A 26,134-nucleotide genomic window follows, 5' to 3' on the forward strand; every position below is an offset into this window, starting at 1 on the left:
GCCATGACCCCCTCGCCCGTGGGATTCGAGGCCGCCGGCGCCGGCAAGGTCGCCGCCGCGTCGGGCAGCTCCCGTCCCAAGCTCGAGCACGCGTACCTCCAGCTCTACGAGCCCTCGGCGGACGGCTCGCTCGCCAAGCCGGGGCCGGCGCTGGACCGTATCGAGTTCCAGTTCAACCCCCGCGAGCTCACCCTCGCGAAGGCGGCGAGCTGGGCCCGCCAGACGGGGACCGGAAACCAGCGCAGCGGCCCGCCGCAGTACAACGGCCCCCAGCCCTCGACGCTCGCCCTGGAGATGTTCTTCGACGCCTCCAGCACCCAGGACGACAGCGTCGTCAAGCGCGTGGACCGGCTGTTCGCCTGCTGCGTGCCGACGTCGGCCTCCCACGACCAGAAGAAGGACTCCCCACCGTGGGTGCTCTTCCGCTGGGGCGGGCTCACCGGGTTCCTCGCCTACATCGGCAGCGTCCAGGCCAAGTACACGCTCTTCACCTCCAGTGGCGTCCCCATCCGCGCGGTGTGCACCGTCACGCTGTCGGAGCTGGCGGGGGAGGCCCCCCGGCAGAACCCCACGTCTGGCAGCCCGGTGCCACGCCGGGTCCACACGCTCGTCGAGGGCGACACCCTGGCGGGGATCGCCTACCGCGAGTACGGCGACCCGGCGCTGTGGCGCGCACTCGCGGACGCCAACGGCCTGGACAACCCGTTCCGGCTGCGGCCCGGCAGCACGGTGCTCGTGCCCGCACTCAGCGAGCTGGGCCCGGCCGGGGCCGCGGGCGCGCCACGCGCGGCGGAGGTGGCCCGTGCCCGGTGAGGAGTACGCCCACACGCCGGTGGTGACGGTCGCCGGCACACCGATGAACCCCGACGTCGCCGCGACGCTCGTCGCCGTGGAGGTGGACGAGAGCCGGCACCTGCCCGCCCTCGCGGTCCTGCGGTTCAGCGACCCGCACGACCGCGTCCTCACCGCCCTCGGGGCGAGGATGGGCGCGCCCATGACGGTGTCCGTGCAGTCGAGCGGGTCCGGCGGGCCCACGCCCCTCATCGACGCGGAGATCACCGCCATCGAGCGGGACATCGGCCCGGAGGGCGCCTTCACCGTCGTGCGCGGCCTCGACCGCACCCATCGCCTCCACGGCGCCTCGCGGGTACGGGCGTTCCCCGACATGACGGCGAGCGACATCGTCAGGGTCATCGCGGGCGAGGTCGGCATGGTCGGTGAGACGCAGGCCATCGGGCCGAAGTTCACCCACCTCGCCCAGGACGGCCTCACCGACTGGGACTTCCTCCACCGCCTGGCGGACACCGTGGGGGCCGTCATCAGCGTCCAGGGGAGGACCCTGCGGTTCGCCCGACCCGGCGACGCCGCCCGCGCACCCACCGGGGGCGCCCGGCAGAGCACGGCCGTCATCGAGGCGGGTGTCAACCTCCTGGCGCTGCGCGCGACCGTCACGGGCACCGGCCAGGTCCCGGGCGTCGAGGTGCGCGGCTGGGACGTCACGGCGAAGAAGGCCCTCGTCGCCACGGCCCCCACGGCGACGGCGGGCGCCGTGCTCGGCTCCACGACGCCGAAGACGCTCGCCGCCACGGTGGGCGGGCGCACCCACGTGGAGCCGGTGTCCGCGGTCGGGACGATGGACCACGTCGATGCCCGCACCGCCCCCCTCGCGGAACGGCGGGCGGCCGGCTTCGCCGAGCTCGACGGGGTGGTGCGCGGCAACCCCCACCTCCACGCGGGCACCGCGGTGACGCTGCGCGGCGCCGGCGCGTTCGTCGACGGCAAGTACCTCCTCAGCTCCGTGCACCACGAGCTCGACCCCGACCTCGGGTACCGCACGTCCTTCACCGTGGCCGGGGGCTCGGACCGCTCCACCTACGGGGTCCTCGGGGGCGGCCGGCAGCAGACGTCGGCCCGGATCCCCGGCGTGCTCACCGGCGTGGTGACCAACCTGAGGGACCCCGAGAATCTCGGGCGGGTCCGGATCACCTTCCCGGTCCTCGACAACCAGTACGAGAGCTGGTGGGCGCGCACGGTCCAGGCGGGGGCGGGCAAGGGCCGGGGCGCCGTCGTCCTGCCCGAGGTGGGGGACGAGGTCCTCGTCGCGTTCGGGCAGGGCGACTTCCAGGAGCCGTACGTCCTCGGCGGCCTCTACAACGGCAAGGACGCCCCCACGGCCGCCTGGTCCGAGCACGTCGGCCAGACGGACGGGGCCGTGATCCGCCGGGCCTGGGTCTCGCGCACCGGGCTCGTGGTGGAGATGCTCGAGAAGCCCGGCGAGGAGAAGCTCACGCTGCGCACGGCCGACGGCCAGCGGATCACGCTCGTGCAGAAGGCGGACAAGGCCATCGAGATCGTCTCCGGCGGACCGGTCACCGTCACCGCGAAGGCCGACGTGTCCGTCACCGCGGAGAAGAACGTCTCGGTGTCCACCAGCACCGGGGACGTCGCCGTGCGGGGGAAGAACGTCACGCTCGAGGCGACGTCCGCGCTCACCCTCAAGGGGATGAAGGTCGCGGTCGAGGGGAGCACGGCGGTGGAGGTCACCGGCGCCACGGTCAAGGTCAGCGCGAACGCGACGGCGGAGCTCGCCGCGAACGCCACGACGACGATCCGTGGCGCCCTGGTCCGGATCAACTGAGGAGGGACGGCATGGGTCAGGAGTTCATCGGCGCCGGCTGGGCCTTCCCGCTGCGCGCCGACCAGACCGGGCGCATCGCCCTGGTGACCCAGGAGCGCGAGATCGAGGAGAGCATCCGCCTCATCCTCGCCACCTCCCCCGGCGAGCGGCCGATGCGCCCGGAGTTCGGGTGCGCCGTCCACGACTACGTCTTCGCCCCGGCCGACGCCTCCACCGCGGGGGACATCGCCTACGCCGTCCGCGTCTCGCTCGAGCGGTGGGAGCCGCGCATCGACCTCCACGGCGTGACGGTCCGCTTCGACGCCGTCGACGAGGGCGTGCTCCTCATCGACGTCGCCTACAGCGTCCGGGGCACGAACGACCCCCGCAACCTCGTCTTCCCGTTCTACGTCATCCCCCAGCACGAAGGAGGTGGCTGAGGCGATGCTGCCCGCCCCGAACCTCGACGACCGCCGGTTCCAGGACCTCGTCGACGACGCCAAGCGCCGGGTCCAGAACACCTGCCCGGAGTGGAGCGACCACAACGTCTCCGACCCGGGCGTCACGCTCATCGAGACCTTCGCCTTCATGGTCGACCAGCTCTCCTACCGGCTCAACCGCGTCCCCGACCGGCTCTACATCACCTTCCTCGACCTCCTCGGCGTCCGGCTCCACCCGCCGACGGCGGCCGCGGCGCACCTCACCTACTGGCTCTCCGCCCCGCAGCCGGAGCCGGTGACCATCCCCGAGCTCGCGGAGGCGGCGACGGTGCGCACGGACACCGAGGAGGCGGTCGTGTTCGTCACCTCGCGCGCCCTCACCATCTCGCCGCGGTCACTCGTCCACGTGGTGACGCAGGCGGTCGACGGCGACCCGGTGGACCGCGCCGAGCCGCTGCGCACCGGTGACCGGTTCGCCTGCTTCACGTCCCCGCCCCTCCCGGGCGACGTCCTGCTCCTCGGGCTCGACGACGCCGCGCCGTCGTGCGTCGTCGTCCTGCGGATCGACAGCGACGTCCAGGGCGTGGGCGTCGACCCCCGGAACCCGCCGCTCGCCTGGGAGGCGTGGACCGGCACGGACTGGGCGCCCTGCGAGGTCGACAGCGACGGGACCGGCGGGCTCAACCGGGCCGGCGACCTCGTCCTCCACGTGCCGGCGACGCACTCCGCCTCCGTCATCGACCACCGCCGGGCGGGGTGGCTGCGCTGCCGGGTGATCGAGCCGGACGAGGGGTACCCGACCTACAGTGCGTCCCCGACGATCAGCGCGGCGAGCGCCTTCACCATCGGCGGCACCGTGCCCGCGACCCACTCCGAGACGGTCCTCGACGAGGTCGTGGGGCTGTCCGAGGGGGTGCCCGGGCAGGTCTTCGTGCTCCAGCGCGTGCCGGTCGTCGCCGGCGGCCCGCCGTTCGTCGTCGACGTCGCCGGGGGTGCGGGGTGGGAGCCGTGGACCGAGGTGGACTCGTTCGCCGGGTCCGGGCCGGAGGACCACGTCGTCCGGCTCGACCGGACCCGGGGGGAGATTCACTTCCCGCCGGCGGTGCGGCAGCCGGACGGCACCCTGCGCCACTACGGGGCGGTCCCGCCGAAGGGAGCGCCGCTGCGCGTGCCGGTGTACCGCACCGGCGGCGGGGTGGACGGCAACGTCGCCGCCGGGGCGGTCAGCGTCCTGCGGACGTCGGTGGCCACGGTGGACCGGGTCGAGAACCGCCGCCCGGCCCTCGGCGGGGTGGCGGGCGAGACCGTGGCCGAGGCGAGGGAGCGGGGACCGCTGGCCCTGCGCACCCGCGACCGGGCCATCACGGCGGAGGACTACGAGCAGCTCGCCCGCCGGGCTGCACCGGGGATCACCCGCGTGCGCTGCGTGCCCGCCAGCGCCCCCGAGGACGCCGGCGGGGTGCGCCTGCTCGTCGTGCCCGCGGCGGTGCCGGACGAGGACGCCCAGCTGCGTTTCGAGGACCTCATCCCGTCGCCGATCTCCCTCGCGGCGATCGCCGAGTACCTCGACGAGCGGCGGCCGGTCGGCGCTCGCGTCCTCGTGGAGCCGCCGTTCTACCAGGGGGTCACCGTCGTCGCCCGCCTCACCGCCCGCGCGCGGAGCGACGCCACGCTCCTCGAGCGCGAGGCCGTCCGGGCGCTCAACCGCTACTTCGACCCCCTCACCGGCGGGCCCGACGGTGAGGGGTGGCCGTTCGGCCGGCCCGTGCAGGCGGGCGAGGTCTTCGCCGTCCTCCAGGCGCTCACCGGGACGGAGATCGTCGAGGACGTGAAGATCTTCGGCGCCGACCCCATCACGGGCCGCCGCGGTGACCCGGTCCAGCGGATCGACCTCGACCCCCACGCGCTCGCCTTCTCGTTCCGGCACCAGGTACGCGTCAGCGGGAGCCGATGATGCGCGGGATCGTGCCAGGCCTGGCGAGCGCGGCACCCGTCGCGCAGCAGCTGCCCGCCGTCTACCAGGAGGACGACTTCCTCCAGCGTTTCGTCGTCGCCTTCGACGAGGCGCTCGCCCCGATCTTCGCCACTCTCGACGGCCTGGACGCCTACGTCGATCCCGCGCTCGCCCCGCCGGACTTCCTCCTCTGGCTCGCCGAGTGGGTGGGCATCGAGGTCGACGAGTCGTGGTCCGACGAGCGCCGCCGGGAGATCATCGCCGGTGCGGCGGCGCTGCACCGGCGCCGGGGCACCCTCGCCGGCGTGGCCGCCGCCGTGCGGCTCTCGATCGGCGGGCAGGTCGAGGTGACGGACACCGGCGGCAGCGTGTGGTCGGCGGCGACCGGGGGCGATCTGCCTGGCACCGCCCGGTCGCACCTCACCGTGCGCGTCGTGGTCCCGGACGCCGGCGCGGTCGACCGCCGGCGGGCCGAGGCGGTCGTGTCGGGGGTCAAGCCGGCCCACGTCCCACACACCCTGGAGATCGTGGAGGCTTCCCATGCAGACCTGTCCTGAGTGCGGCACGCCCAACGAGGCGGGCGAGCTCTTCTGCGGGAACTGCGGCAGCTACCTCGAGTGGGCGGACGGCGAGGCGCCGGCGCCCGCGGACGCGGCGGCGCCCGGCATGCCCGCGCCCACGGCGTCCGAGCCCGACGACGCCGTTGCGTCCGAGCCGGACGACGCCGCTGGGTCCGACGCCGACGCCGACGCCGACGCCGACGCCGACGCCGACGCCGACGCGTCCGGGTCCGACCCCACGGACGGCCTGGGCGCCGAGGTGCCCGCGGCCGGGTCCTCGCCCGCGCGGGGCGCGGCCGGCGCCGGTGCGGCGGGCGTCGCGGCGGGCGCTCTCGCCGCGGCGGCCGACCGGGCCACGGGCGGGCACGCGGCCCGCGTCACCGGGGCGGCCGGGGGCGCCAAGCGCTCGGGTGGCTCGCACCTCCTGCGGGACCTGGCCGGCCGGGCGGGCATCGACACCTCGGGCGTCACGTCCGCGCGTCAGGTGGCCGGAGCCGCGCGGGACGTCGCCGGTGCGCGCACGCCCCGCTCGGACGCGACACCGGAGAGCGCGACCACCGCCGCGACGGGGGCGGCTGCCACCACCGCGCCCGACGGCGGCGGTGGCGCCGTCACGACGCCCGCCGTCACCACCCCCGGCGTCACCACCCCGGGCGCGACCCGCCCGGCCCCCGGTCCCTCCCGCCCGGCCCCCGGTCCGTCCCGCCCCTCAGCCGGGGCCGGCCCGCGCAAGCCCGCCGCGGTCCGCCCGGGGGCACCCGCGCCGCGGCGACGCGTGCCACCCCCGGTGGCGGACGAACCCCCGCCCGCTCCCGGTGACCTCATCTGCGGCAGCTGCGCGGCCGGGAACGTGCCGACCCGGAAGTTCTGCCGGCGGTGCGGCGCCAGCCTCGCGGACGCGCCCGTCCAGGCCCAGCGGTCCTGGTGGCGGCGGATGCTCCGGCCCGACCGGAGGCCGGGCCCCGCTGCCGGGACCCGCCCGCGGTCCCGCCGCCGCCGGCGCTTCCCCACCGGGCTGGTCACCACGCTCGTGGTCCTCGCGCTGCTGGTCGGCGGTGGGTGGGTCTTCCGCGACCGGATCGCCGACGGCTACGCCGCGGCCCTCGACCGCATCTCGGGGGACACCGAGGTTGTCCCGCTCCACGAGGTGGGCTTCTCCAGCGAGGCCGAGGGGCGGCTCGCCACCCAGGCCCGCGACGGCGTCGTCGACCGGTCGTGGGCGCCGGCCCCGCTGGGGGAGGCGGCCGCGGGGGAGTGGGTGCAGTTTGCGTTCGACGAGCCGTTCCGCCTCGTCCACGTGCTCGTCACCTCCGGCAACTCCGACGACGAGGAGGTGCGGCGCACCGAGGGCCGCCCCGCGGACATCCGGCTCGAGATGCACACCACCGGTGGCACCGAACCGGTCGTCCGCAACGTCCGGCTCGAGGACACGGGCGGCGCGCAGACCGTCTCCGTGGGAGGGGTCGACGACGTCGAGGCCGTCCGCGTCACGATCCTCTCGGCGTACGGGGCGACGCCCGAGGTTCCCGTCGCACTGGCCGAGGTGGAGTTCCGCGGGCGGGCGTGAGGCCCGGGTCGGCGATCCCCAGGGCGGACAGGACCCGCCCGTAGGACCGGATCGCGCGCTGGGCGGCCGCCGGCTCCCCGGCCCGTCGCAGGGCGGCGATGAGCACCCGCCAGGCATCGTCGCGGTACTCGTCGATCTCCGTGCTGCGTTGGGCGGCCGCGACGGCGGCGGCCGTGTCGCCCCGCGCGAGCTCACGCTCGGCGAGCGTCGCCGCGGCCTCGGCGGCCCGGGACCGGAAGCGCTCACGGAAGCCGACGACCCACTCGGCGGGCCCCTCCTCAGGGAAGAGGTCCCCGCGGTAGGCCGCGACCGCCCGGTGCAGCGCCGCCGCCGCGGCGGGGGCGTCGCCTGCACGGTCGGCCCGCGCCGTGTCGGCGAGCGCCTGCTCGAAGTCGACGACGTCGCAGCGCGCGCCGGGCGGCAGGGTGAGGGTGTACGCCTCGCCGTCGCGGACGATGAGCCGGCTGTGCCGGCCGGGGACACCCGGCTCGAGCGCCTGGCGCAGGCTGGAGAGGCTCACCTGGAGGTTGTGCATCGCGGCGTCCGGGTGGAGGTCGCCCCACAGGGCGTCGGCGAGGATCTCCCGGTGGACGGGGCGCCCCGCGTGCACCGCGAGGAACTTCAGGGCGGCGCGCGCTCGCGGGCGGACCGCGGCGAGGGTGACGACGCGGGCGTCGACGACGAGGTGGAACCCCCCGAAGCAGGTGAGCTCCATCGTCGGGGCCCCCGGCGTCGGCGCCGTGGGGGAGGGCGGCCCGGTGTCCTCCTGCGACCACACCGTCGTGCTCGGCACCCAGGCCCACGGCCGGCAGCCCAGCCCGATGGCACCGGCCGTCGACCGGGCCAGCGTGAGGAGCTCGGTGCGGTTCCGTGGGCTCGTGGCGGCCAGCGCGGCGTACGCGAACGCGGAGGCACCGGGGACCCCCGCACCCCGTGCGGCAGCCTCCGCCGCCCGCGCCGTCGCCTCCGCGTCCGGGAGCCCGAGGATCGCTCCCTCCAGGGCGCCGATGGCGCGGGCCCACGCCTCCAGCACGCCGGCGTCGAGCTCTCGGGACCGGCAGACGAGCGCCTCGAGCGCGTCCGGCTCCGCCCGGCCGCTGCGCAGGGCGGCGAGCACGCCGGTGGCCTCAACGAGCGCGGCCGCCCACCGGTCCCCTCGCCGCTCGAGGTCGGCGACGACCGCCGCGACCTCCGCGCGCGCCCGGTGCCCCCCGATGGCCAGCGCGAGGCCGTGCGCGAGCCGGGCCAGCCACGTCATGCCCAGGTGATCGGCTTCCACCTGGACCCGGTCGAACGGCCCGGAGCCGTGCTCGGGGCCGCGGGCCAGGCCGCTGAGCGTCACCAGGACCAGCTCGGCGGCCAGTGCCGCCTGCGGTACCTCGGGGGACTCGGCCGCCGCCCGCGCGAGGACGCGGCGGCCGTTGAGCTGGTCGCCGGCGAGGACGAGGGCGAGGCCCTCGGTCATCACCGCCCGGGGATCGGGGGACTCGTGCGCCGCCCGCGCCGCGGCCAACGGGTCGTGGCGCGTGGCGGCCCGCAGCAGGTCACCCCACCGGGGCCGGGGCGGCGGAGGCCCGCCGCGCCAGGTGGCGACGGACCGGCGTACGTCCTGGCACAGCGCGCGCGCTGCGGGGTCGGTGAACTGCGCCTCCGCCTGGCGGGACGCCGCGTCCGCGGCGTCCAGCTGGCCGTCCGCGAGGAGCCGGCGGGCCTCCGCCAGGCGGCACCACGGGTCCGACTCGGTGAGCCAGGCGGGCAGCATCGCGGCCCAGCGGTTGTCCCCGCCGGCGCCCCCCACGCCGAGGATCCGGCCGCCGAACTCCCCGAGGAGGCGCTGGACGCCCTCCCAGTCCTCCGCCCGGCACCGGGCGCGCAGCGCCTCGGCGACGGCGCCTTCCTCCTCGAGCACCAGCGCCGCCCGCTGGTACCACGCACGGCTCCGGGCGGGGCCCAGCTCCTCGCGGAGCGCCGTCTCGAGGTGACGCCGCAGCACCTCGTGGTAGCTGAAGCTCTCCCCGCCGTCGGCGCTCGTCGTCAGCGCCTGGCGCCGCTCGAGCTCGTGGAGGGTCCGTTGCGCGTCGTCGGTGCCGAGCAGGGCGTCGCACCGGTCGGCGGTGAGGATGTCGAAGACGCACGTGCGCCGCAGGAAGTCCCGGGTCTCGCGGGGCAGGCCGGCGAGCACCTGGGCCGAGAGGTAGTCCTGCGCGTACCGGGACCGTCCGGCGAGGGCGTGGATCGCGCGTCGGCGCTCGGCGGGGTGTGCGCCGAGGGTCGACAGGTGGAACAGCTGGAGGGCTGCCGCCCACCCCTGGGTGTACCGGGCGAGGGCGGCGACGTCCCCCGGGGCGATCGGGGCGTGGTGGATGTGCCGGAAGAGCCGCTCGACCTCCCACGTGCGGAAGCGCAGGTCGTCCCCGGTGACGACGACCGGGGGCGGCAGCTCCGAGCGGGCGAGGTTGAAGGGCGGCATCTGTCGCGAGGCGACGAGGACCCTCAGCGCCGGCGGGGCGAGGACGAGGACCTGCTCGAGGTCGGCCTCGGCCGTCGTGCCGGCGATGGTGTGGAGGTCGTCGACGACGAGCAGGAGGGCATCGCGCCGGGTCTCGAGGCGTAGCACCAGCTCGCTGACGTCCGCCGGCGGCTCGTCCACCGGCCCGTCGAGCCACGGGGCCACGGCCTGCCATAGCCACTGGACGAGCCGGCCTGGCACGGCGGCTCCCGCCTGCAGCCGGCACCACGCGGCGGGGATGTCGAGAGTGGCGGCCCACTGCGCGGCGAGCGTCGTCTTGCCCGTGCCGGGCGCGCCCACGAGGAGCCCGATCCGCCTCGTCCGCACGGGGTCCAGTGCCGCGCGCAACCGCGGCCGGTCCAGCCCCGCGACGGTGGGGACGGCGACGACGGCGCGCGGGAGCGTGGCATCTCCCCGTACGAGGGGTGGGTCCGCGTCCATGGCTGCCCCCTTAGCGCCACGAAGGGCTCAAATCCTAGCCAAGCGGTGGCGATCGGAACGAGCCTTCCGGGTCGCGGTACGCGCCAGGGCCCCGGTGAGGCCGCAGGCGGTCCGCGAGAGCGCCGACGTCGAGGCCGACGTCGGGCACGCCGAGGCGCGCCGCGAGCTCGGCCACCGCCGGCTGGGCGAGGCGCGCCGCGTCCATGGCCGCCCGGTCGGCGAAGATCCTCGCCGCGGGCCCGTCGGTGACCACCCGGCCACGGGCCATGACGACCACCCGCTCGACGTTCGCGGCGACGAAATCCATGTCGTGGGTGATCGTCACGACGGCCTTGCCGCCCTCGCGCATCCGGTCGAGCAGCGTGGCGATCCGCTCGAGCCCGGCGAGGTCCTGACCGGCCGTGGGCTCGTCGAAGACCATCACCGGGCAGTCCAGGGCGACGACGGACGCGATGGTGACGAACTTGCGCACGGACAGCGGCAGGTCGTGCGGGTTCTCGTCGAGCGCCTCGCCCAGGCCGGCGAGGTCGGCGGCCGCCTGGACGCGCGCTTGCGTCTCGTCGGCGCCCAGGCGCAGGCGCCGCAGCCCGTAGCCGATCTCCTTGGCGACGCTGGGCTGGAAGATCTGGTCGTCAGGGTTCTGGAACACGTAGCCGACGCTCCGCGCGACCTGTGCCGCCGTGCGGCGCCGGGTGTCCTCGCCGGCGATGCGCACCGTCCCGGAGCTTGGGCGCAGCAGCGCGTTCATGCACTTCACGGTCGTCGTCTTGCCCGCGCCGTTCTGGCCGATGATGGCGACGGACTCCCCGGCCCCCACGGCGAGGCTCACCCCGTCGACGGCGCGGACGCCCCCGGGGTAGACGTAGGAGACGTCGTCGAGCTCGACGAGGGCCATGCTCACTGCCCCGCCCGGGTCGGCCCGAGCGCCGCAGCCAGCGCGGGGATGGTCAGCGGCGCCCCGGGGACGTCGACCCCCCGCTGACGCAGCTCGCCGGTGAGCCGGACCGCCTCGGGTACGCGCACGCCGTGCGCGGCGGTGGCGGGGTCGGGGAAGATCTCGGCCGGCGTGCCGGTGGCGACCACCCGACCGGCGTCGAGGACGACGACGAGATCGGCGTGCTCGGCGACGTGCTCCATGGCGTGCTCCACGAGGACGATGGTGCGGCCCGCGTCGCGGGCCTGGGTGATGAGCGTGAACACCTCGTCCGTCGACTGCGGGTCCAGCTGGCTGGTGGGCTCGTCGATGACGAGCAGCGGCTGGTTCATGACGAGCACCGACGCCAGCGCCACGCGCTGCTGCTGCCCGCCGGAGAGCTGGAACGGGTGTCGGTCCCGCAGCTCCGTGAGGCGGGCGCGCTCGAGCATCTCCTCCACGCGCTCGCGGATCTCCAGGGGTGGTACCCCCAGGTTGCCGAGCCCGAACGCCAGCTCGTCGAAGACGGTGGAGGTGATGCCGCTCATCTGGGTGAACGGGTTGGCGAAGACGTACCCGACGGTGCGGGCGAGGTCGTCGCCGTCGGTCTCGGCGAGGTCCGTGCCGAGCACGCGCACGGACCCGGTGAGCTCGCCCTTGTAGAAGTTCGGCACGAAGCCCCGCAGCGCGTGGCACAGAGTCGTCTTGCCGGCGCCGTTCGCCCCGACGACGGCGCACATCGTCCCCGTCGGCACCCGCAGCGAGACGTCCCGCAGGCTCGGCTCCTCGGCGGTGGGGTAGGTGTAGGTGAGGCCCGTGACCTCGACGGCGTCGGCGCTCACCAGGCAATCCTCACGACGAGGGCGCCGACGAGCGCGGCGGCCAGTGCCCAGCGGAGCGCACGGTCGAGGCCGGAGTCGGTGACGGCGTACAGGGAGGTGCGCGGGCCGCGGACGGTGAACGCGCGCGACTCGAGCGCGAGGGCCTTCTCCTCCACGCCGAGGATGGAGCTGAGGATGAGCGGGATGAGGGTGGGCAGGAAGGCGCGGGCCCGGACGAACCAGTTGGCGTCGGTCTCCACCCCGCGCGCCCGCTGTGCGTCGAGGATCGCGGCCTGCTGGCGGCTCATGACGGGGATGAGGTGGAGCGCGGCGACGACGACGTACACCGCCTGGGGCGGGACCCGACGGCGCTCGAGCTCGAGCCGGACGCGGTGGCCGTCGAGGACCTGGACGAGGAGCACCAGCGGCGTGCCGACCCCCATGATCCGGCCGGCGAAGGAGAGCCCGCGCTCGAACCCCTCGCGGGTACCGGTGAGGATGCCCCAGCGGAAGACCTCGGTGGGGCCGGAGATGAAGAGGAGCTGCATCGCCACGATGACGGCGGAGAGCAGGAGGACGGTGCCGGCCCACCCCCGCAGGAACGGCCCGAGGCGGCCGGCGACGGCGGCGAGCAGTGCACAGAGGCCGACGGCGACGGCCACCGACGTGAGCGGCCACAGCTGGGAGACGACGGCGAGGACGAGGGCGGCGACCGCCCACGTCGTCGGGTTGAGGTCCCGCACCGCGTTGCCGGAGCGGACGAGCGTGACACCCGGGGCGGGGCTCGGTACCGCGGGCGCGGACGGGCCCACGGTCAGGCCGGGGTGGCCGTGGGCCGGCGCGTGGCCTTCTTCCGCGCGGCGAGGAAGACCTCGCCCTGCGGGAAGCGCAGGAGCGCCCGGTTGGAGAGGGAGCGGACGACGACGTAGGCGATGCCCACCGAGAGGAACTTGTCGATGAGCTCGGCCGGCACGTGGGAGGCGACGACGGCGGCGAACAGCGGGAGGTCGGAGTAGTCGTTGATCGCGCCGGTGAGGATCGAGACGCCGGACGTGGTGAACCCGCCGTAGAGGAAGTAGCTGATGAGCACCGACACGGCGACCGAGAGGACCGTGACGATGAGCGCGCTCACCGCCGCGCGGGGGACCGAGGTGAACATCCCGCGGCGGGCGAGCATGCCGACGAGGAAGCCCATGGCACCGGCGAGGATCGCCCACGGCGCCATGGTGGGGTCGGCGAGGGCGAGGATGAGGACGCTCAGGGCACCGGTGACCAGCCCGATCCACGGGCCAGCGAGCATGGCGACGATGAACGTGCCGATCGAGTCGAGGAAGACCCACAGCTGCAGGCTCTTGGCCAGCTGCCCACCGACGACGTTGACGGCGATCGCCACGGGGACGAGCAGGATCGCCATGAGCGTGAAGTCCCGCTTGATCGAGGCCGAGAGGGGCATGTCGTTCTCCTTGGTCGCGCCGGTGCGCACGCTCGGCTCGTCGAGCCGGTCGCAAGCCTCCCGTACGGGTGGGTCGCGCGGCAAGCATGCTCGCCGCGGCGCGGCGCGCAGGGGGCGTCCGCCGTCTCCCTCGGAGGGGCGAGCGGGGCGGGCGTCAGCAGTGGGCGGCAGCCACCGCGAGCGCGAGCGCGCGCTGGAAGCGGGTCTCCCGGTCCTGGGCGCTCATGTCCTGGGAGGAGTCCAGGAGGTGGTCGGAGACCGTGAGGACGGCGAGCGCCTGGCGGCCGAACTCAGCGGCCGCGCCGTAGAGCGCCGCCGCCTCCATCTCGACGCCGAGGACGCCGTAGGCGCCGAGCCGGGCCGTCTGGTCGGGCACCGAGAGGTAGAAGTGGTCGCGCGAGATGATCGTGCCCACGTGGACGGGCGAGCCGTGCTCGTCAGCCTCCGCGGCCCGCACCGCCGCGGCGACCAGCTCGTAGGATGCGACGGCGGAGAAGTTCACCCCCGGGATGCGCAGCTGGTTCATGCTCGAGTCCGTGTGCGCGCCGAGCGCCACGAGGACGTCGCCGACGCGCACGCCGGGTGCGATGCCCCCGGCGGTGCCCACCCGGATGATCCGCTCGACGCCGTACTCCCGGAACAGCTCGGTGGCGTAGATCGTCGCGGACGGCTGCCCCATGCCGGAGCCCATGACGCTGAGCGGCTTGCCGTCCACCGTCCCGGTGAAGCCGAGCATCCCGCGCACGTCCGTGACCAGCCGGGCGTCCGGCATGAGCAGCTCGGCGATCCGCTGAGCGCGGCGGGGGTCGCCCGGCATGAGGACGGCGGGCGCGAAGTCTCCCGGGGCGGCGGCGATGTGGGGCGTGGGCATGACGTCTCCGAAGGGCGACCGGGGGGTGGGGGGCCATGCTCCCACGGTGTCGCCGCCGGACGCGCAGTATCCCGGGCAGCGGCCCGCCGATAGGCTCCCCGGCAGCACCCCCCGAGAGAGATGAGGATCACCATGAGCGACCAGCCCACCAACCGTCCCGCCGGCCCTCCGGTCCCGCCGCCGCCCGGTGGCGGCCAGCCCACGCCGCCCGCGCCGGGCCACCCCGGCTACCCGGCCGGCGCCGCGGGCGCCCCGGCCGGGTACGGCCAGCCGCAGCCGGGCCAGCCGCAGCCGGGTCAGCCGCAGCCGGGTCAGCCGCAGCCGGGCCAGGCCTACGGCTACCCCGCCCAGCAGCAGCCGGGTTACCCGCCCTACGCCCAGCCCGGTCCGGCGAAGCCGTCGACCATGGCGCCCCTGACGGACATGCGGTTCACGGCGCGGATCAACCCCGGGCTCGCGAAGATCGTCTACATCGTCATCATCATCGTCGCGGTGGCCTACGCGATCCTCGGGATCCTCGCGGGCCTCGCCGCGTTCACCAACGCCGACGACCCGTTCATCGGGGGCGGGCAGTGGATCTTCTCCGGCCTCCTCCTTCTCCTCGGTGGACCCCTCGTCGGGTTCCTCACGTGGGCCTTCGGCCGTTTCGCGCTCGAGTTCTTCCTCGACCACGCCGACGTGGCCCGACGCTCCTCGTCGCAGCGCTGACGCGCACCGCCCGGGCGGCCGAGGGGCCGGCCGACCCGGGCGGTGACCCTGGTCACAACGGCGCCCCTGCGGCCCAGGTGCCGGGGGGCCCGGATGTGCACCCGCGTTGGGGCGCCTGTAAATTCGCCGGGTGAGTCACGCCGGGAACGCAGCCTTCAGGTACCGCAACGCCGCTTTGCTGTCGGTGACCCACATCGAGGCACCCGTGCGGGTGAGCTCGGCGGAGTTCGAGGAGCGTCTCGCCCCGACCCGCAAGCGGCTGCGCCTGCCGGACAACCTCCTCGAGCGGGTCTCCGGCGTCGTCGAGCGGCGCTGGTGGGAGCCGGGCACCCGGTTCGACGACCCCGCCATCGAGGCGGGCGCCAAGGCGCTGGCCGAGGCGGGCGTCGACCCGGCCGACGTCGGTCTGCTCATCAACACCTCCGTCACGCGGACCAACCTCGAGCCGTCCGTCGCCGTGCGCATCCACCACGGCCTCGGCCTGCCGTCGTCCGCGGTGAACTTCGACATCGCCAACGCCTGCCTCGGCTTCGTCAACGGCATGATGATCGCGTCGATGATGATCGACGCCGGGCAGATCGACTACGCCGTCATCGTCAACAGCGAGGACTCCCGCGCCACCCAGGAGCTGACCCTCGAGCGGCTCAGCGGCCCCGACGTCACCCGGGCCGACTACCACCGCGAGTTCGCCTCGCTCACCCTGGGCAGCGGGGCCGCCGCCGCCGTCATCGGTCGCGCGGACGTGCACTCCGGCGGTCACCGGATCGTCGGCGGCGTCTCGCGCGCCGGCACGGAGCACCACGAGCTGTGCGTGGGCAGCCTCGACGGCATGTTCACCGACACCAAGGGCCTGCTCACCGGTGGGCTCGCGCTCGTCGTCGCCGCCTGGGGCGAGGCACACAACGGCACCGGGTTCCGCTGGCAGGAGATGGACCGGTACGTCACCCACCAGATCTCCACGCCGTACACCAAGGCGATCATCGACGCGATCGACCTCGACGCCGACCGGGTGCCGATCACCTTCGCCCACTGGGGCAACGTGGGCCCGGCCTCCCTGCCGATGACCCTGGCGACGCAGGCCGACGGCCTCACCAGCGGGGACCGGATCCTGTGCATGGGGGTGGGGTCGGGCCTCAACACGGCGATGCTCGAGCTGACCTGGTGACCGGCCGCGACGCCCTCGCGGCCGACGCGCGCGACGTCTCGGCTCCCGGCGGCCCCGCGCAGGGCGACGCCGCGGGGCTGCCGGGCGTCCGGCCGGGCTGGAGCCGCTACGTCACCGTCCACGACGACGGCGGCGACGGTGACGTGCGCTGGCACGTGCTCGACAACGCGGGCGACCTCGCCGGGCGGGACGTGCGCGGCACGCTGCTCGCCGTCCACGGCAACCCGACGTGGTCCTACCTGTGGCGCGACCTCCTCGCCGCCGGCGCCGCGCACGGCTGGCGCGTCGTCGCCGTCGACCACCTCGGCATGGGCCTGTCCCAGCGGGACGGGCGGGTGCGCCGCCTGGCGGACCGCGTCCGCGAGCTCGGGGCGCTCACCGACACCCTCGGCCTCACGGGTCCGGTCGTCACCGTGGGCCACGACTGGGGCGGGGTCATCTCCCTGGGGTGGGCCCTGGAGCACCGGGACCGGCTCGCCGGCGTCGTCCTCACCAACACGGCCGTCCACCACGACGACGCCACGGAGATCCCCGGCCTGCTGCGCCTGGCGGGGCACCCCGCCGTGCACGGCTGGGCGACGTCGGGCACCGACACGTTCCTGCGCACCACCCTCGCCCTGCCGCGTCCGGCCCTGCCCGACGACATCCGCGAGGCCTACCGCCGGCCCTACCGCACGCGCCACGACCGGCACGCCATCGCCGACTTCGTCGCGGACATCCCCGCCGGTCCGCACCACCCGAGCCGCGCCACCCTCGACGCGATCGCCGAGGGTGTCACCACCCTGGACGTCCCGGCGCTCATCATGTGGGGCCCGCGCGACCCGGTCTTCCAGGGCCGCTACCTGCGCGACCTCCTGCGCCGGTTGCCGCAGGCGGACGTCCACCGCTTCGAGCGCGCCGGGCACCTGCTCCACGAGGAGGCCGACGTCGCGGGAACGGTCGTCGCCTGGCTCGACGCGCGCGGCATCGCCGCCGGGACCGGCGGCGCGACGCACGCGGCGGCGGTCGACGGCGCCGGAGAGACGTCCGACGGCGCCGCAGAGGCGCCCGACGGCGGGCCGACCCCGGCGGTGAGCGACCCGGCGGCCGCCGAGCGCCTCCCGCTGGCCGGCGTCCTCGAGGCGCAGCGGCACCGTAGCGGCCCCGCCGTCGTCGCCCTGCGCGACGGGCGGGTGGAGGAGCTCGGCTGGGCCGACCTCGCGACCCGGGTCGAGCGGCTGGCGGTCGGCCTCCTCGACGCCGGCGTCCGGCCCGGGCAGCGTGTGAGCCTCCTCGTCACGCCCGGCGTCGACCTCACGACCGCGCTCTTCGCGTGCCTGCGCATCGGCGCCGTCGTCGTCGTCGCGGACCAGGGCCTGGGCCTGGCCGGGATGAGCCGCGCCGTGCGCGGGGCGGACCCCAGCCACCTCATCGGTATCGACCGCGCGCTCGTCGCAGCCCGCGCGATGGGCTGGCCCGGCCGGCGGATCGCGGTCTCCGACCTGCCCGAGCCCCGCCGCCGGGCCCTGGGTGTCGGGCCGAGCCTGGCCGAGCTCATCGGTCGCGGCGCGCACCTGCTCGCCTCGGGCACCACGCTGCCGCCGGAGCCCGGGCCCGACGCCGAGGCCGCTGTCCTCTTCACCTCCGGGTCCACCGGCCCCGCGAAGGGCGTGCTCTACACGCACGGCCGGCTCGCGGCGATGAGGGACGCCCTCGGCGCGACCTACGGCATCGGCCCCAGCTCGGCGCTCGTCGCCGGGTTCGCCCCGTTCGCGCTCCTCGCCACGGCCGCCGGGGCCGTCTCGGTCACCCCGGACATGGACGTCACCGCCCCGGCGACCCTCACGGCCGCGGCCCTGGCCGACGCCGTCGCGGCGATCGACGCCGAGGCCGTGTTCGCCTCGCCGTCGGCGCTGCGCAACGTCCTCGCCACGGCGCCCGGCCTCACCGCCGACCAGCGCACCGCGCTCGGCGGCGTGGAGCTCTTCCTCTCCGCGGGCGCCCCGATCCCGCCGGAGCTCCTCGCCCGGGTCGCGGAGATCATGCCCGGGGCGAGCGCGCACACGCCGTACGGGATGACCGAGGTGCTGCCGCTCACCGACGTCGACCTCGACGAGATCCGCGCCGCGGCACGCGACGCCGAGGACGGGGTCCGCGGCGCCGGCAACGGCACCTGCGTGGGCACGCCCGTGCAGGGGGCGCGGCTGCGCATCATCCCGCTCGACGCCCTCGGTGCCCCGACCGGCGAGCCGACCGAGGAGCCGGGCGTGACGGGCGAGGTGCTCGCCACCGCCCCGCACCTCAAGGAGCGCTACGACCGGCTGTGGGCCACCCAGGCGGCCAGCGCCGACCCGCCGGGCTGGCACCGGACCGGCGACGTCGGCCACCTCGACGCGCGCGGGCGGCTGTGGATCGAGGGGCGCCTCGCGCACGTCATCGCCACCGCCGACGGCGTGCTCACACCCGTCGCCGTCGAGCACCGCGTGGAGCAGGTGCACGGGGTGCGCCGCGCCGCCGTCGTCGGCGTGGGTCCCGCCGGGACGCAGCAGGTCGTCGTCGTGCTCGAGACCGACCCCGCCGTGGACCCGTCCTCGGGCCGCCGGCCGGCGCTCGCCACGCCCGGGCTCACCCGCGCCGTGCGCCGCGCCGCCGGGGTGCCCGTGGCCGCGGTCCTGCGAGTCGCCGAGCTGCCCACCGACATCCGGCACAACTCCAAGATCGAGCGCGGCCGGCTCGCGGCCTGGGCGGAGGGCGTCCTCGCCGGCGGGCGGATGAGCGCGCCGTGAGCGGGTCCGCCGGCCGCCACCGCGCGACCCCCTCGCCGCCGTCGGACCATGCAGAAACGCCGGGCGCGCGCGTGCTCGTCACGGGGGCGAGCGGCATGCTCGGCGGCGCCGTCGCCGCGCGGCTCGTCGAGCGCGGCTACGCGGTCACCACGTTCCAGCGCCGGCCCTCGGGCGTCGCCGGCGCGGTCGACGTCGCGGGCTCGCTCGAGGACCCGGCCGCGGTCGCCGCCGCTACCGAGGGGCAGGACGCCGTCGTCCACCTCGCCGCGAAGGTGTCGGTGAGCGGCGACCTCGCCGATTACGAGCGGATCAACGTCCGGGGCACGCAGACCCTGCTCGAGGCGGCCCGGCACGCCGGCGTCACCCGGTTCGTCCAGGTGTCCTCCCCGTCCGTCGCCCACACGGGCGCGTCGATCGTGGGGGAGGGTGCCGGTCCCGCCGAGCCGGCGCTCGCCCGCGGGCACTACGCCCGCACCAAGGCGGCGGCCGAGCTGCTCGCGCTCGGGGCGGACGCGCCGGGCTTCGCCGTCGTCGCCGTCCGCCCGCACCTCGTGTGGGGGCCGGGCGACACCCAGCTCGTCGAGCGGATCGTCGCCCGGGCACGCGCCGGGCGCCTGCCCCTGCTCGACTCCGGGGCGGCGCTCATCGACACCGTCTACGTCGACAACGCCGCGGACGCCATCGTCGCCGCGCTCGAGCGCGCCGAGGTCGCACACGGCCAGGCGCTCGTCGTCACCAACGGCGAGCCGCGGCCGGTCGGGGACGTCCTCGCCGGGATCTGCCGGGCCGCGGGGGTCCGGCCGCCCGCGTGGTCGGTGCCCGCGCCGCTGGCGCGCGCGGCGGGCGCCGTCGTCGAGGCCGTGTGGGCGGTGCGCCCGGGGGAGGACGAGCCGCCCATGACGCGCTTCCTCGCCGAGCAGCTCTCCACCGCGCACTGGTTCGACCAGCGCCGCACGCGCGAGGTCCTCGACTGGACGCCGCGCGTGAGCCTCGACGAGGGCTTCGCGCGCCTCGCCGAGCACTACGGCCGCAGGCGCGCCGGCCTACCCGGCGCGCCTGCCTGACGCAGGCCCCCGCCAGCGCGCCTCGCCCCTGCTGAGTTCGCTACTTCGCGCCGAGTTCGCCTATGCATGCCGAGTTCGCCGGTTAGAACTGGCGAACTCGGCATGAATCATCGAACTCGAGCCGCGGGCCGGCGCCGAGTTCGCTACTTCGCGCCGAGTTCGCCTATCCGTGCCGAGCTCGCTGGTTCGGACGCGCTGCGCCGGCCGACCGGCGCCGGCACCGGCGCCGGCGCCAGTCCCGCCCGCCCCATCTGCGCCGCGCTCAGAACTCCTCGTGGACGTCGGGGTCGCCCCCGGTCCGCCCGCGCTCCAGGCCGCTGAGGGCCGCCATGTCCTCCTCGGCCAGCGCGAACCCGAAGACGTCGAGGTTGATGCGCTGACGCTCGGCGCTGCCGGACTTCGGCAGGGGCACGACGCCGAGCTGGACCTGCCAGCGCAGGACCGCCTGCGCCGGGCTCACGCCGTGCCGGGCGGCGACGTCCACCACGACGGGGTGGTCGAGGAGGTCCGTCTTGCGGCCCAGCGGCCGCCAGCCCTCGATGAGGATGCCCCGCGCGGCGTGGTCCGCCCTTGCCGCCGCCTGCGAGAAGTACGGGTGGAGCTCGATCTGGTTGACCGCCGGCACGACGCCGGTCTCGCGCTGGAGCCGGTCGAGGTGCTCGGCGGTGAAGTTGGAGACGCCGATGGAGCGCACGAGCCCCTCCTCGCGGAGCCGGACGAGCGCGCGCCAGGAGTCGACGTAGCGGTCCAACCGCGGCAGCGGCCAGTGGATGAGGTAGAGGTCGACGTAGTCCAGGTCGAGCGCGGTCCGGGACCGCTCGAACGCCGCCAGCGCCTCCTCGTAGCCCTGGTCGGCGCCGCGCAGCTTGGTCGTCACCACGACCTCCTCGCGCGGGACGGCGGCGTCGGCGATGCCCTGCCCGACGGCGCGCTCGTTGCCGTAGCTCGCGGCGGTGTCGACGAGGCGGTAGCCCAGCTCCAGGCCACCACGGACCGCGCTCCGCGCGTCGTCGTCCTTGAGGGAGGAGGTGCCCAGGCCGATCGCGGGGAGGGTGCGGCCGTCGTTGAGGTGGCGGATCGGCGTCATAAGGCCATTGTGCCGCGCCGCTATCCTGACGCCGGACGACCGCTGTCCACCCCCCGAACCCTGACCCCTGGAGCCCGCCGTGCCGCTCGTCGCCTTCGACCTCGACGACACGCTCACCCCGAGCAAGTCCCCGATCGAGCCGCCGATGGCGCAGGCCCTGGCCGCCCTCCTCGACGTCGCGCCCGTGTGCATCATCTCCGGGGGCCAGCTCGAGCAGTTCACCGTGCAGGTGACCGACCGCCTCGACCTCGACGCCGAGCGCCTCGCCCGCCTGCACCTCATGCCCACCTGCGGGACGCGCTACTACCGCCACGACGGCACCGGGTGGGTGGCCGTCTACGCCCACGACCTGTCCGACGCCGAGCGGACCGCCGCCGCGGCGGCCGTCGAGGAGCACGCCCGGCGCCTGGGCCTGTGGGCGGAGCGCCCGTGGGGGCCGGTCATCGAGGACCGCGGCTCGCAGATCACCTTCTCCGCGCTCGGCCAGCAGGCGCCGCTCGACGCCAAGCGGGCCTGGGACCCGACCGGGGAGAAGAAGGAGGCGCTGCGCGCCGCCGTCGCCGCGGACCTCCCGGAGCTCGAGGTGCGCTCGGGCGGGTCGACGTCGGTGGACATCACGCGCAAGGGCGTGGACAAGGCCTACGGGATGCGCCGGCTGGCGGAGCACACCGGCATCGCGCTCGAGGACATGGTCTTCGTGGGCGACCGGCTCGACGAGGGCGGCAACGACTACCCGGTCAAGGCGCTCGGCGTGCCGTGCGTGGCCGTGAGCGGCTGGGAGGAGACCGTCGACGTCGTCGGGCGGCTCGTCGAGGAGCTCGCGGCCCCCCGCCTCTCGTGAGCACGCGGCGCGCGGCGGCTCCCCTCCCCGCATGACCCGCGCCGTGTCCGGGCCGGGCCGGACGGGCCGAGCCCGTCGGCACCCCGCCCGCCTCAGCGCGCGGCGCGGAGGAGCCGCAGCTGGCCGATCTCGGCAGTGTTCTTCATGAGCTCGGCGTTCACCCACGCGATCATGTGGCCGACGCTGTAGTCGGGGTCGTCCGCGACGGGGTAGGAGGCCGCGGCGTCGAGGTCGTCCTCGCCGAGGCCGTCGAGGACGCGCAGCCACTGGGTACGCAGGTCCCGCAGCCACGGCACGACGGCGTCCGCACCCGGCCACCGGACGCTCTCCCGCTCCCGCGGGGGCCGCCCCTGGGCGTGGTCGAGCGCGACGCCCCACCACCACCCGATGTGCCACGTGAGCCACGCGATGGTGGGCACGGGCACCGGGTCGGGCTCGGTGTCCGACCAGTCCGGCGTGGGGTCCCCGTCGGCGTCCGGCCGTACGGTCCACACGAGGGCGGCCGGCTCGAAGCCGACGTCGTCGCGGTCCAGGCGCTCGAGGTGGTACTCGAGCAGGGACCAGGTGAGGTCGAGCTGCCAGCGCAGCAGGTCGAGGCGGGTCGGCGTCACGGAGCTCCTCGGGCGATGAGGTGGGGCGCGCCTGGGCGTGCGGGCGGGACGGGTCACTGTGGCAAACCGCGGCGCGGGGGCGGTAGCACTTTTCCGTCGACGACGACGCGGGCGGCGCGGACGGCGCCCGCTCCGGCGGCGCCCCGCTCAGGAGGGCGTCGCCCCGGTGGGCGGCCGCGGGGCGGAGCCGCGCTGGGGGATCGTGTCGAGGAGGGCCCGGACGTCGGCCAGCCGCGGCACGCCGGTCCGCCGGGCGACCAGCCCGCCGTCGGCGTCGAGCACGAGGATCGTCGGCGTGGAGGTGACGCCCAGGCGCTCGGCGACGTCCTCGTGGCCGGTGACGTCGACGTCGAGGTGGACGACGCCGTCGGCCTGCTCGGCGACGCGGCCCAGGACGGCGCGGGCCGCGCGGCACGGCGCGCAGAACGCCGTCGAGATCTGGACGAGCGTGGCCCGCGAGCCGAGCCGGGCACCGGGGACGCCGAGGTCGCTCGGGTCCAGCCGGGTCACCGGACGCGGACCCGCCGCGGGCTCGCTCCGGCCCGAGTCCTGCCTCGGCCGCCCGGCGTACCGGTCGGCGGGCAGCGCGCTCACGCCGGGCCCTCGCTCCTGTCCGACTCGTCGACGAGGAGCGCGAGGCCGGGGGAGTGCTCGACGAGCCACGGGCTCAGGGCCCACGGGGCCACCTCGATCGCCCGGCGCAGGTCCGACGGTGCCACCCAGGTGTAGTCCATGACCTCCGCGGGGTTCGGCGCGAGCTCGCTGCCGGCCCGGGCCGTGAAGACCGGGCAGATTTCGTTCTCGACGACGCCGGAGGCGTCGACGGCCCGGTAGCGGAAGTCGGGCAGCACCATCCGGATGTCGGTGAGCTCGAGCCCGAGCTCCTCGTGGGCGCGGCGGGCGATGGCCGACTCGAACGACTCCCCGGGCGCGGGGTGGCCGCACAGGGAGTTCGTCCACACGCCCGGCCAGGTCTTCTTCGACAGGGCCCGGCGGGTGACGAGGACCTGCCCCCGCGCGTCGCGGATGTGGCACGAGAACGCGAGGTGCAGCGGGGTGGCCTCGGTGTGCACCTCGGCCTTGTCCGCCACACCCACGGGCGTGCCGTCCTCGGCGAGCAGGATCACCCGCTCGACGGTGCCGTACTCGGACGTCGGAACGGCGGGCGTCGTCACGCCGGTGGGCGCGGAACCGAGCGGCAGGGCGTTCATCCGGCCGAGTGTAGGCCGGAGAAGGGGCAGCCGGCGCGGCGGCGGTCGCGGTGCCGCTGGCGACCGCCGCCGCCGGTCGCTAGCGGCGCTGAGCCAGGACCGCGGTGTTCTGCGCGGTCTGCACCGTGGCCACGGTGAGCTCGAGGCTGACGCGGACCAGGAGGACGTAGAACAGCGCCACGATCGACCCGAACACCAAGAACACCACGCCGAGGAGCGGGGTTCTCATGAAGCCGCCGACGACGAGCACCAGCCACGCGAGACCGATGGCGACGATCGCCACCGCGTAGATGATCTTGACGAACGACGGGGTGACGAAGTGGCGGAAGGAGAAGTCGAACAGCGCGCCGAAGAACCCCTTGTCCGAGCCCCCACGCCCGTCGCCGGTGCCGGGGGTGTTCCACGGTGCCGGGCCGGGACCGCGCGGAGGGACCTGCCCGGGGGCGGGGGGCTGCGGCTGGTAGGGGCTCGGCGGTTGCGGCGCGCCCTGCGGCTGGCCGTACCCGCGCCAGCGCTCGGTGTTGCCGGCGTCGCCACTGGGCGGTGTCTGGCTCATCAGGGGGCTCCAATCTCAGAACGTCGACGGGTGTCACCCGCAGGTTAGGGGCGCCCCCGCGCGTCCGGGTCGGAAACGGTGTCCCGATCTGCCGCGCGGATGCGGACGGCGCGGGCGCCGGCGGGGGCGCCCCGGCGAGCGTCCGGGACGGTGCCGGGGCCCGGGTCGTACCCTGGCAGGCAGGCACCGGCCCCGCCGGTGGGCCTTGACCCCGATCTGAAGGAGTGTCGCTGTGCGTTCTCGGACGGCCCCGTCCCTCGCTCTCGCGGCAGCGGTCGCCCTCGCGATCGCGGGCTGCAGCCCGAGCATCGGCGGGGGCGAGGCGGACGAGGAACCGACCCCCGTGCAGGGTGAGGTCAGCGCCCCGGCCGAGCCGACGGCGGTCATCGCCGCGACGGCCGGTCCGGCCCTCGCCGTCGGGGCCAGCCAGGCCCTGTTCGCGTCCGCGCCCCTGGCGGTGGTGGCCGACGGTGACGACCCGGCGGCGCAGCTGCGCGGCGCCTCGGCTGCGGTGGCGCTCGGCGTGCCGCTCCTCCTCGACGGGGACGACGCCGCCCTGACCGCCGAGCTCGAGCGGCTCGGCACCGAGGACGTGCTCGCGGTCGGGGCCGTCGAGCTCCCCGGCGGTGACGGCGAATCGGCCGCCGAGGACGGCACGGCCGACGGCGCGCCCGCCGTCGTGCCCGCCCCCGCCGACGACGAGGCGCTCGCCGAGCTGCTCGGCGGGTCGGCCGGCGAGCCGGTCGCCGTGGAGGAGGGCTCGGAGGCGGCCGCCGTCGGTGCCCTGGAGCGGGGCGAGTTCCGCGCCCTCGTGCCCGTCGGCGCGGCGGCCCAGCCGGAGCCCACCAGCACCGACGACGACGACGACGCCGAGCTGCCGCCGAGCACGCCGGCCGAGCCCGTCACCGACGTCGTCGTCATGTCGACCGGGGCGGCCGCCGACGTCGCCGCGGTCGCCACCGCCCGAGCGGCCGGCGCGGACGTCCTCGTCGTCCCCGGCGGTGACCCCCGGGCGAGCAGCGAGAGCGTCCAGGCCCTGGCGGAGCGCGCCCCGGCGCACGTCCTCGCCCTGGGTGACGCCTTCGGTGACGCCGACACCCTCGGGTGGCGCGCGGCGACGGCGGCCACCGGCGTCGAGCTGCCCGGCGGCGGTCAGCTCGTCTTCCCCGGGAAGCGGTACGTCGCGCTCTACGGCACGCCTAGCACGACCGCGCTCGGCGTCCTGGGTGAGCAGGACGTGCCGGCCACGATCGAGCGGGCCGCCGAGCACGCGGCGCCGTACCAGGCGCTGACGGAGGACACCGTGGTGCCCGCGCTGGAGATCATCGCCACCGTCGCCTCGGCGGGTGCGGGCGGTGACGGCAACTACTCCAACGAGCTGGCCGTGGAGAGCCTGCGTCCGCTCGTCGACGCCGCCGGCGAGGCCGGCCAGTACGTCGTCCTCGACCTCCAGCCCGGTCGCGCGAGCTTCCTCGAGCAGGCGCAGCTGTACTCCGAGCTTCTCGCGCTGCCGCACGTCGGCCTGGCGCTCGACCCGGAGTGGAACCTCGGACCCGACGAGACGCACATGGTGCAGATCGGCTCGGTGACCTCCGCGGAGATCAACGAGGTGGTCGACTGGCTCGCCGACTTCACCCGCGAGAATGCCCTGCCCCAGAAGCTGCTCGTCCTCCACCAGTTCCAGGTGCGGATGATCCAGCACATCGGCGAGGTCGACCTCTCCCGCACGGAGCTCGCCGTCCTCATCCACGCCGACGGCCAGGGCGGCCAGGGCGCGAAGCAGGACACGTGGGCGACCCTGCGGGCCAGCGCGCCGGGCGTCGAGTGGTGGGGCTGGAAGAACTTCTACGACGAGGACCTGCCCATGCTCAGCCCCGAGGAGACGATGCGGGTCCAGCCGATGCCGCACTTCGTCAGCTACCAGTAGCGGCGCGGCTCGGGGCCCCGCCCGCACGGGCGGCGCCCCGGTGCGGCGCGCAT

Annotated in this window: 23 protein-coding genes; 12 read left to right on the top strand and 11 right to left on the bottom strand. The window is 75.7% G+C overall.

Annotation, left to right across the window (positions count from 1 at the left end; all coding sequences use genetic code 11):
* Positions 1–3 precede the first annotated feature (3 nt).
* The 6 genes from EBO36_RS04730 to EBO36_RS04755 are packed head-to-tail and all read left to right on the top strand — an operon-like array spanning position 4 to position 7,138.
* Positions 4–813: a CIS tube protein gene (locus EBO36_RS04730; protein WP_122823594.1), complete on the top strand. Its 810-nt coding sequence runs from the start codon at positions 4–6 to the stop codon at positions 811–813.
* Positions 803–2,638: a VgrG-related protein gene (locus tag EBO36_RS04735; protein WP_122823595.1), complete on the top strand. Its 1,836-nt coding sequence runs from the start codon at positions 803–805 to the stop codon at positions 2,636–2,638. The genes EBO36_RS04730 and EBO36_RS04735 overlap by 11 nt, the downstream gene beginning before the upstream one ends.
* 11 nt (positions 2,639–2,649) lie before the next feature.
* Positions 2,650–3,057, top strand: a complete 408-nt coding sequence (locus EBO36_RS04740) for a GPW/gp25 family protein (protein ID WP_122823596.1) — start codon at positions 2,650–2,652, stop codon at positions 3,055–3,057.
* Positions 3,058–3,061: 4 nt separating this feature from the next.
* Positions 3,062–5,011, top strand: a complete 1,950-nt coding sequence (locus EBO36_RS04745) for a putative baseplate assembly protein (protein WP_122823597.1) — start codon at positions 3,062–3,064, stop codon at positions 5,009–5,011.
* Positions 5,008–5,568: a phage tail protein I gene (locus EBO36_RS04750; protein WP_244925359.1), complete on the top strand. Its 561-nt coding sequence runs from the start codon at positions 5,008–5,010 to the stop codon at positions 5,566–5,568. The genes EBO36_RS04745 and EBO36_RS04750 overlap by 4 nt, the downstream gene beginning before the upstream one ends.
* Positions 5,552–7,138 (top strand): zinc ribbon domain-containing protein, encoded by a 1,587-nt coding sequence (locus EBO36_RS04755; RefSeq protein WP_122823599.1) that lies wholly within the window; start codon positions 5,552–5,554, stop codon positions 7,136–7,138. The genes EBO36_RS04750 and EBO36_RS04755 overlap by 17 nt, the downstream gene beginning before the upstream one ends.
* Here EBO36_RS04755 and EBO36_RS04760 read toward each other — a convergent pair.
* The 6 genes from EBO36_RS04760 to deoD all read right to left on the bottom strand — a co-directional run bounded on the left by EBO36_RS04760 (position 7,059) and on the right by deoD (position 14,146).
* Positions 7,059–10,088 (bottom strand): AfsR/SARP family transcriptional regulator, encoded by a 3,030-nt coding sequence (locus tag EBO36_RS04760; protein ID WP_122823600.1) that lies wholly within the window; start codon positions 10,086–10,088, stop codon positions 7,059–7,061. The genes EBO36_RS04755 and EBO36_RS04760 overlap by 80 nt on opposite strands.
* A gap of 34 nt (positions 10,089–10,122) precedes the next feature.
* Positions 10,123–10,983, bottom strand: coding sequence for an energy-coupling factor ABC transporter ATP-binding protein (locus EBO36_RS04765; protein WP_122823601.1), 861 nt, complete (start codon positions 10,981–10,983; stop codon positions 10,123–10,125).
* A 2-nt stretch (positions 10,984–10,985) separates the two neighbouring features.
* The gene (locus EBO36_RS04770; protein WP_122823602.1) at positions 10,986–11,843 is read right to left on the bottom strand and encodes an energy-coupling factor ABC transporter ATP-binding protein; all 858 of its coding nucleotides are present in this window, start codon (positions 11,841–11,843) and stop codon (positions 10,986–10,988) included.
* A complete protein-coding gene (locus EBO36_RS15250) occupies positions 11,840–12,634 on the bottom strand; it encodes an energy-coupling factor transporter transmembrane component T (RefSeq protein ID WP_164471348.1) in 795 nt (264 codons plus the stop codon). Before EBO36_RS15250 ends, EBO36_RS04770 begins: the two co-directional genes overlap by 4 nt.
* 2 nt (positions 12,635–12,636) lie before the next feature.
* On the bottom strand, positions 12,637–13,275 hold the full coding sequence (locus EBO36_RS15255) for an ECF transporter S component (protein WP_164471349.1): 639 nt from the start codon (positions 13,273–13,275) through the stop codon (positions 12,637–12,639).
* 154 nt (positions 13,276–13,429) lie between these two features.
* Positions 13,430–14,146: a purine-nucleoside phosphorylase gene (gene deoD, locus EBO36_RS04780; RefSeq protein ID WP_122823603.1), complete on the bottom strand. Its 717-nt coding sequence runs from the start codon at positions 14,144–14,146 to the stop codon at positions 13,430–13,432.
* Between the two features lie 132 nt (positions 14,147–14,278).
* On the opposite strand from deoD, the gene EBO36_RS04785 reads away from it, so the two are divergent.
* From EBO36_RS04785 to EBO36_RS04800, 4 genes are all read left to right on the top strand, one after another.
* On the top strand, positions 14,279–14,854 hold the full coding sequence (locus EBO36_RS04785) for a DUF4282 domain-containing protein (protein WP_122823604.1): 576 nt from the start codon (positions 14,279–14,281) through the stop codon (positions 14,852–14,854).
* A gap of 130 nt (positions 14,855–14,984) precedes the next feature.
* Positions 14,985–16,019 carry a 3-oxoacyl-ACP synthase III gene (locus tag EBO36_RS04790; protein WP_122823605.1) on the top strand — a complete coding sequence of 345 codons (1,035 nt, stop codon included), beginning with the start codon at positions 14,985–14,987 and terminating at the stop codon, positions 16,017–16,019.
* Entirely contained in the window at positions 16,016–18,784 is a 2,769-nt protein-coding gene (locus EBO36_RS04795; protein ID WP_244925360.1) for an alpha/beta fold hydrolase, read from the top strand. Before EBO36_RS04790 ends, EBO36_RS04795 begins: the two co-directional genes overlap by 4 nt.
* Positions 18,785–18,855: 71 nt before the next feature.
* Positions 18,856–19,848 carry an NAD-dependent epimerase/dehydratase family protein gene (locus EBO36_RS04800; RefSeq protein WP_280525437.1) on the top strand — a complete coding sequence of 331 codons (993 nt, stop codon included), beginning with the start codon at positions 18,856–18,858 and terminating at the stop codon, positions 19,846–19,848.
* A gap of 262 nt (positions 19,849–20,110) precedes the next feature.
* Here EBO36_RS04800 and EBO36_RS04805 read toward each other — a convergent pair whose 3' ends face one another.
* Positions 20,111–20,935 carry an aldo/keto reductase gene (locus tag EBO36_RS04805; protein WP_122823606.1) on the bottom strand — a complete coding sequence of 275 codons (825 nt, stop codon included), beginning with the start codon at positions 20,933–20,935 and terminating at the stop codon, positions 20,111–20,113.
* Between the two features lie 79 nt (positions 20,936–21,014).
* On the opposite strand from EBO36_RS04805, the gene EBO36_RS04810 reads away from it, so the two are divergent.
* The gene (locus tag EBO36_RS04810; RefSeq protein WP_122823607.1) at positions 21,015–21,776 is read left to right on the top strand and encodes an HAD-IIB family hydrolase; all 762 of its coding nucleotides are present in this window, start codon (positions 21,015–21,017) and stop codon (positions 21,774–21,776) included.
* A 92-nt stretch (positions 21,777–21,868) separates the two neighbouring features.
* On the opposite strand, the gene EBO36_RS04815 is transcribed toward EBO36_RS04810, so the two are convergent.
* The 4 genes from EBO36_RS04815 to EBO36_RS04830 form a co-directional block, all read right to left on the bottom strand.
* Positions 21,869–22,387, bottom strand: coding sequence for a DinB family protein (locus EBO36_RS04815; protein ID WP_122823608.1), 519 nt, complete (start codon positions 22,385–22,387; stop codon positions 21,869–21,871).
* A 147-nt stretch (positions 22,388–22,534) separates the two neighbouring features.
* Positions 22,535–22,981, bottom strand: a complete 447-nt coding sequence (locus EBO36_RS04820; RefSeq protein ID WP_241237003.1) for a thioredoxin family protein — start codon at positions 22,979–22,981, stop codon at positions 22,535–22,537.
* Positions 22,978–23,598, bottom strand: coding sequence for an isopentenyl-diphosphate Delta-isomerase (idi, locus tag EBO36_RS04825; protein WP_122823609.1), 621 nt, complete (start codon positions 23,596–23,598; stop codon positions 22,978–22,980). The genes EBO36_RS04820 and idi overlap by 4 nt, the downstream gene beginning before the upstream one ends.
* 79 nt (positions 23,599–23,677) lie before the next feature.
* Positions 23,678–24,154 carry a DUF4282 domain-containing protein gene (locus EBO36_RS04830; protein ID WP_122823610.1) on the bottom strand — a complete coding sequence of 159 codons (477 nt, stop codon included), beginning with the start codon at positions 24,152–24,154 and terminating at the stop codon, positions 23,678–23,680.
* Between the two features lie 232 nt (positions 24,155–24,386).
* On the opposite strand from EBO36_RS04830, the gene EBO36_RS04835 reads away from it, so the two are divergent.
* Positions 24,387–26,081, top strand: coding sequence for a hypothetical protein (locus tag EBO36_RS04835; RefSeq protein ID WP_122823611.1), 1,695 nt, complete (start codon positions 24,387–24,389; stop codon positions 26,079–26,081).
* Positions 26,082–26,134 lie beyond the last annotated feature (53 nt).

The organism is Georgenia faecalis (assembly GCF_003710105.1).
Taxonomy (GTDB): domain Bacteria; phylum Actinomycetota; class Actinomycetes; order Actinomycetales; family Actinomycetaceae; genus Georgenia_A; species Georgenia_A faecalis.

Bases quoted from the DNA above. Each gene is read 5' to 3' on its own strand.
- EBO36_RS04830 (WP_122823610.1), bottom strand. From the start codon at position 24,154: ATGAGCCAGACACCGCCCAGTGGCGACGCCGGCAACACCGAGCGCTGG.
- EBO36_RS04730 (WP_122823594.1), top strand. From the start codon at position 4: ATGACCCCCTCGCCCGTGGGATTCGAGGCCGCCGGCGCCGGCAAGGTC.
- EBO36_RS04765 (WP_122823601.1), bottom strand. From the start codon at position 10,983: ATGGCCCTCGTCGAGCTCGACGACGTCTCCTACGTCTACCCCGGGGGC.
- EBO36_RS04805 (WP_122823606.1), bottom strand. From the start codon at position 20,935: ATGACGCCGATCCGCCACCTCAACGACGGCCGCACCCTCCCCGCGATC.
- EBO36_RS04750 (WP_244925359.1), top strand. From the start codon at position 5,008: ATGATGCGCGGGATCGTGCCAGGCCTGGCGAGCGCGGCACCCGTCGCG.
- EBO36_RS04755 (WP_122823599.1), top strand. From the start codon at position 5,552: ATGCAGACCTGTCCTGAGTGCGGCACGCCCAACGAGGCGGGCGAGCTC.
- EBO36_RS15255 (WP_164471349.1), bottom strand. From the start codon at position 13,275: ATGCCCCTCTCGGCCTCGATCAAGCGGGACTTCACGCTCATGGCGATC.
- idi (WP_122823609.1), bottom strand. From the start codon at position 23,598: ATGAACGCCCTGCCGCTCGGTTCCGCGCCCACCGGCGTGACGACGCCC.
- deoD (WP_122823603.1), bottom strand. From the start codon at position 14,146: ATGCCCACGCCCCACATCGCCGCCGCCCCGGGAGACTTCGCGCCCGCC.
- EBO36_RS04785 (WP_122823604.1), top strand. From the start codon at position 14,279: ATGAGCGACCAGCCCACCAACCGTCCCGCCGGCCCTCCGGTCCCGCCG.
- EBO36_RS04740 (WP_122823596.1), top strand. From the start codon at position 2,650: ATGGGTCAGGAGTTCATCGGCGCCGGCTGGGCCTTCCCGCTGCGCGCC.
- EBO36_RS04760 (WP_122823600.1), bottom strand. From the start codon at position 10,088: ATGGACGCGGACCCACCCCTCGTACGGGGAGATGCCACGCTCCCGCGC.
- EBO36_RS04745 (WP_122823597.1), top strand. From the start codon at position 3,062: ATGCTGCCCGCCCCGAACCTCGACGACCGCCGGTTCCAGGACCTCGTC.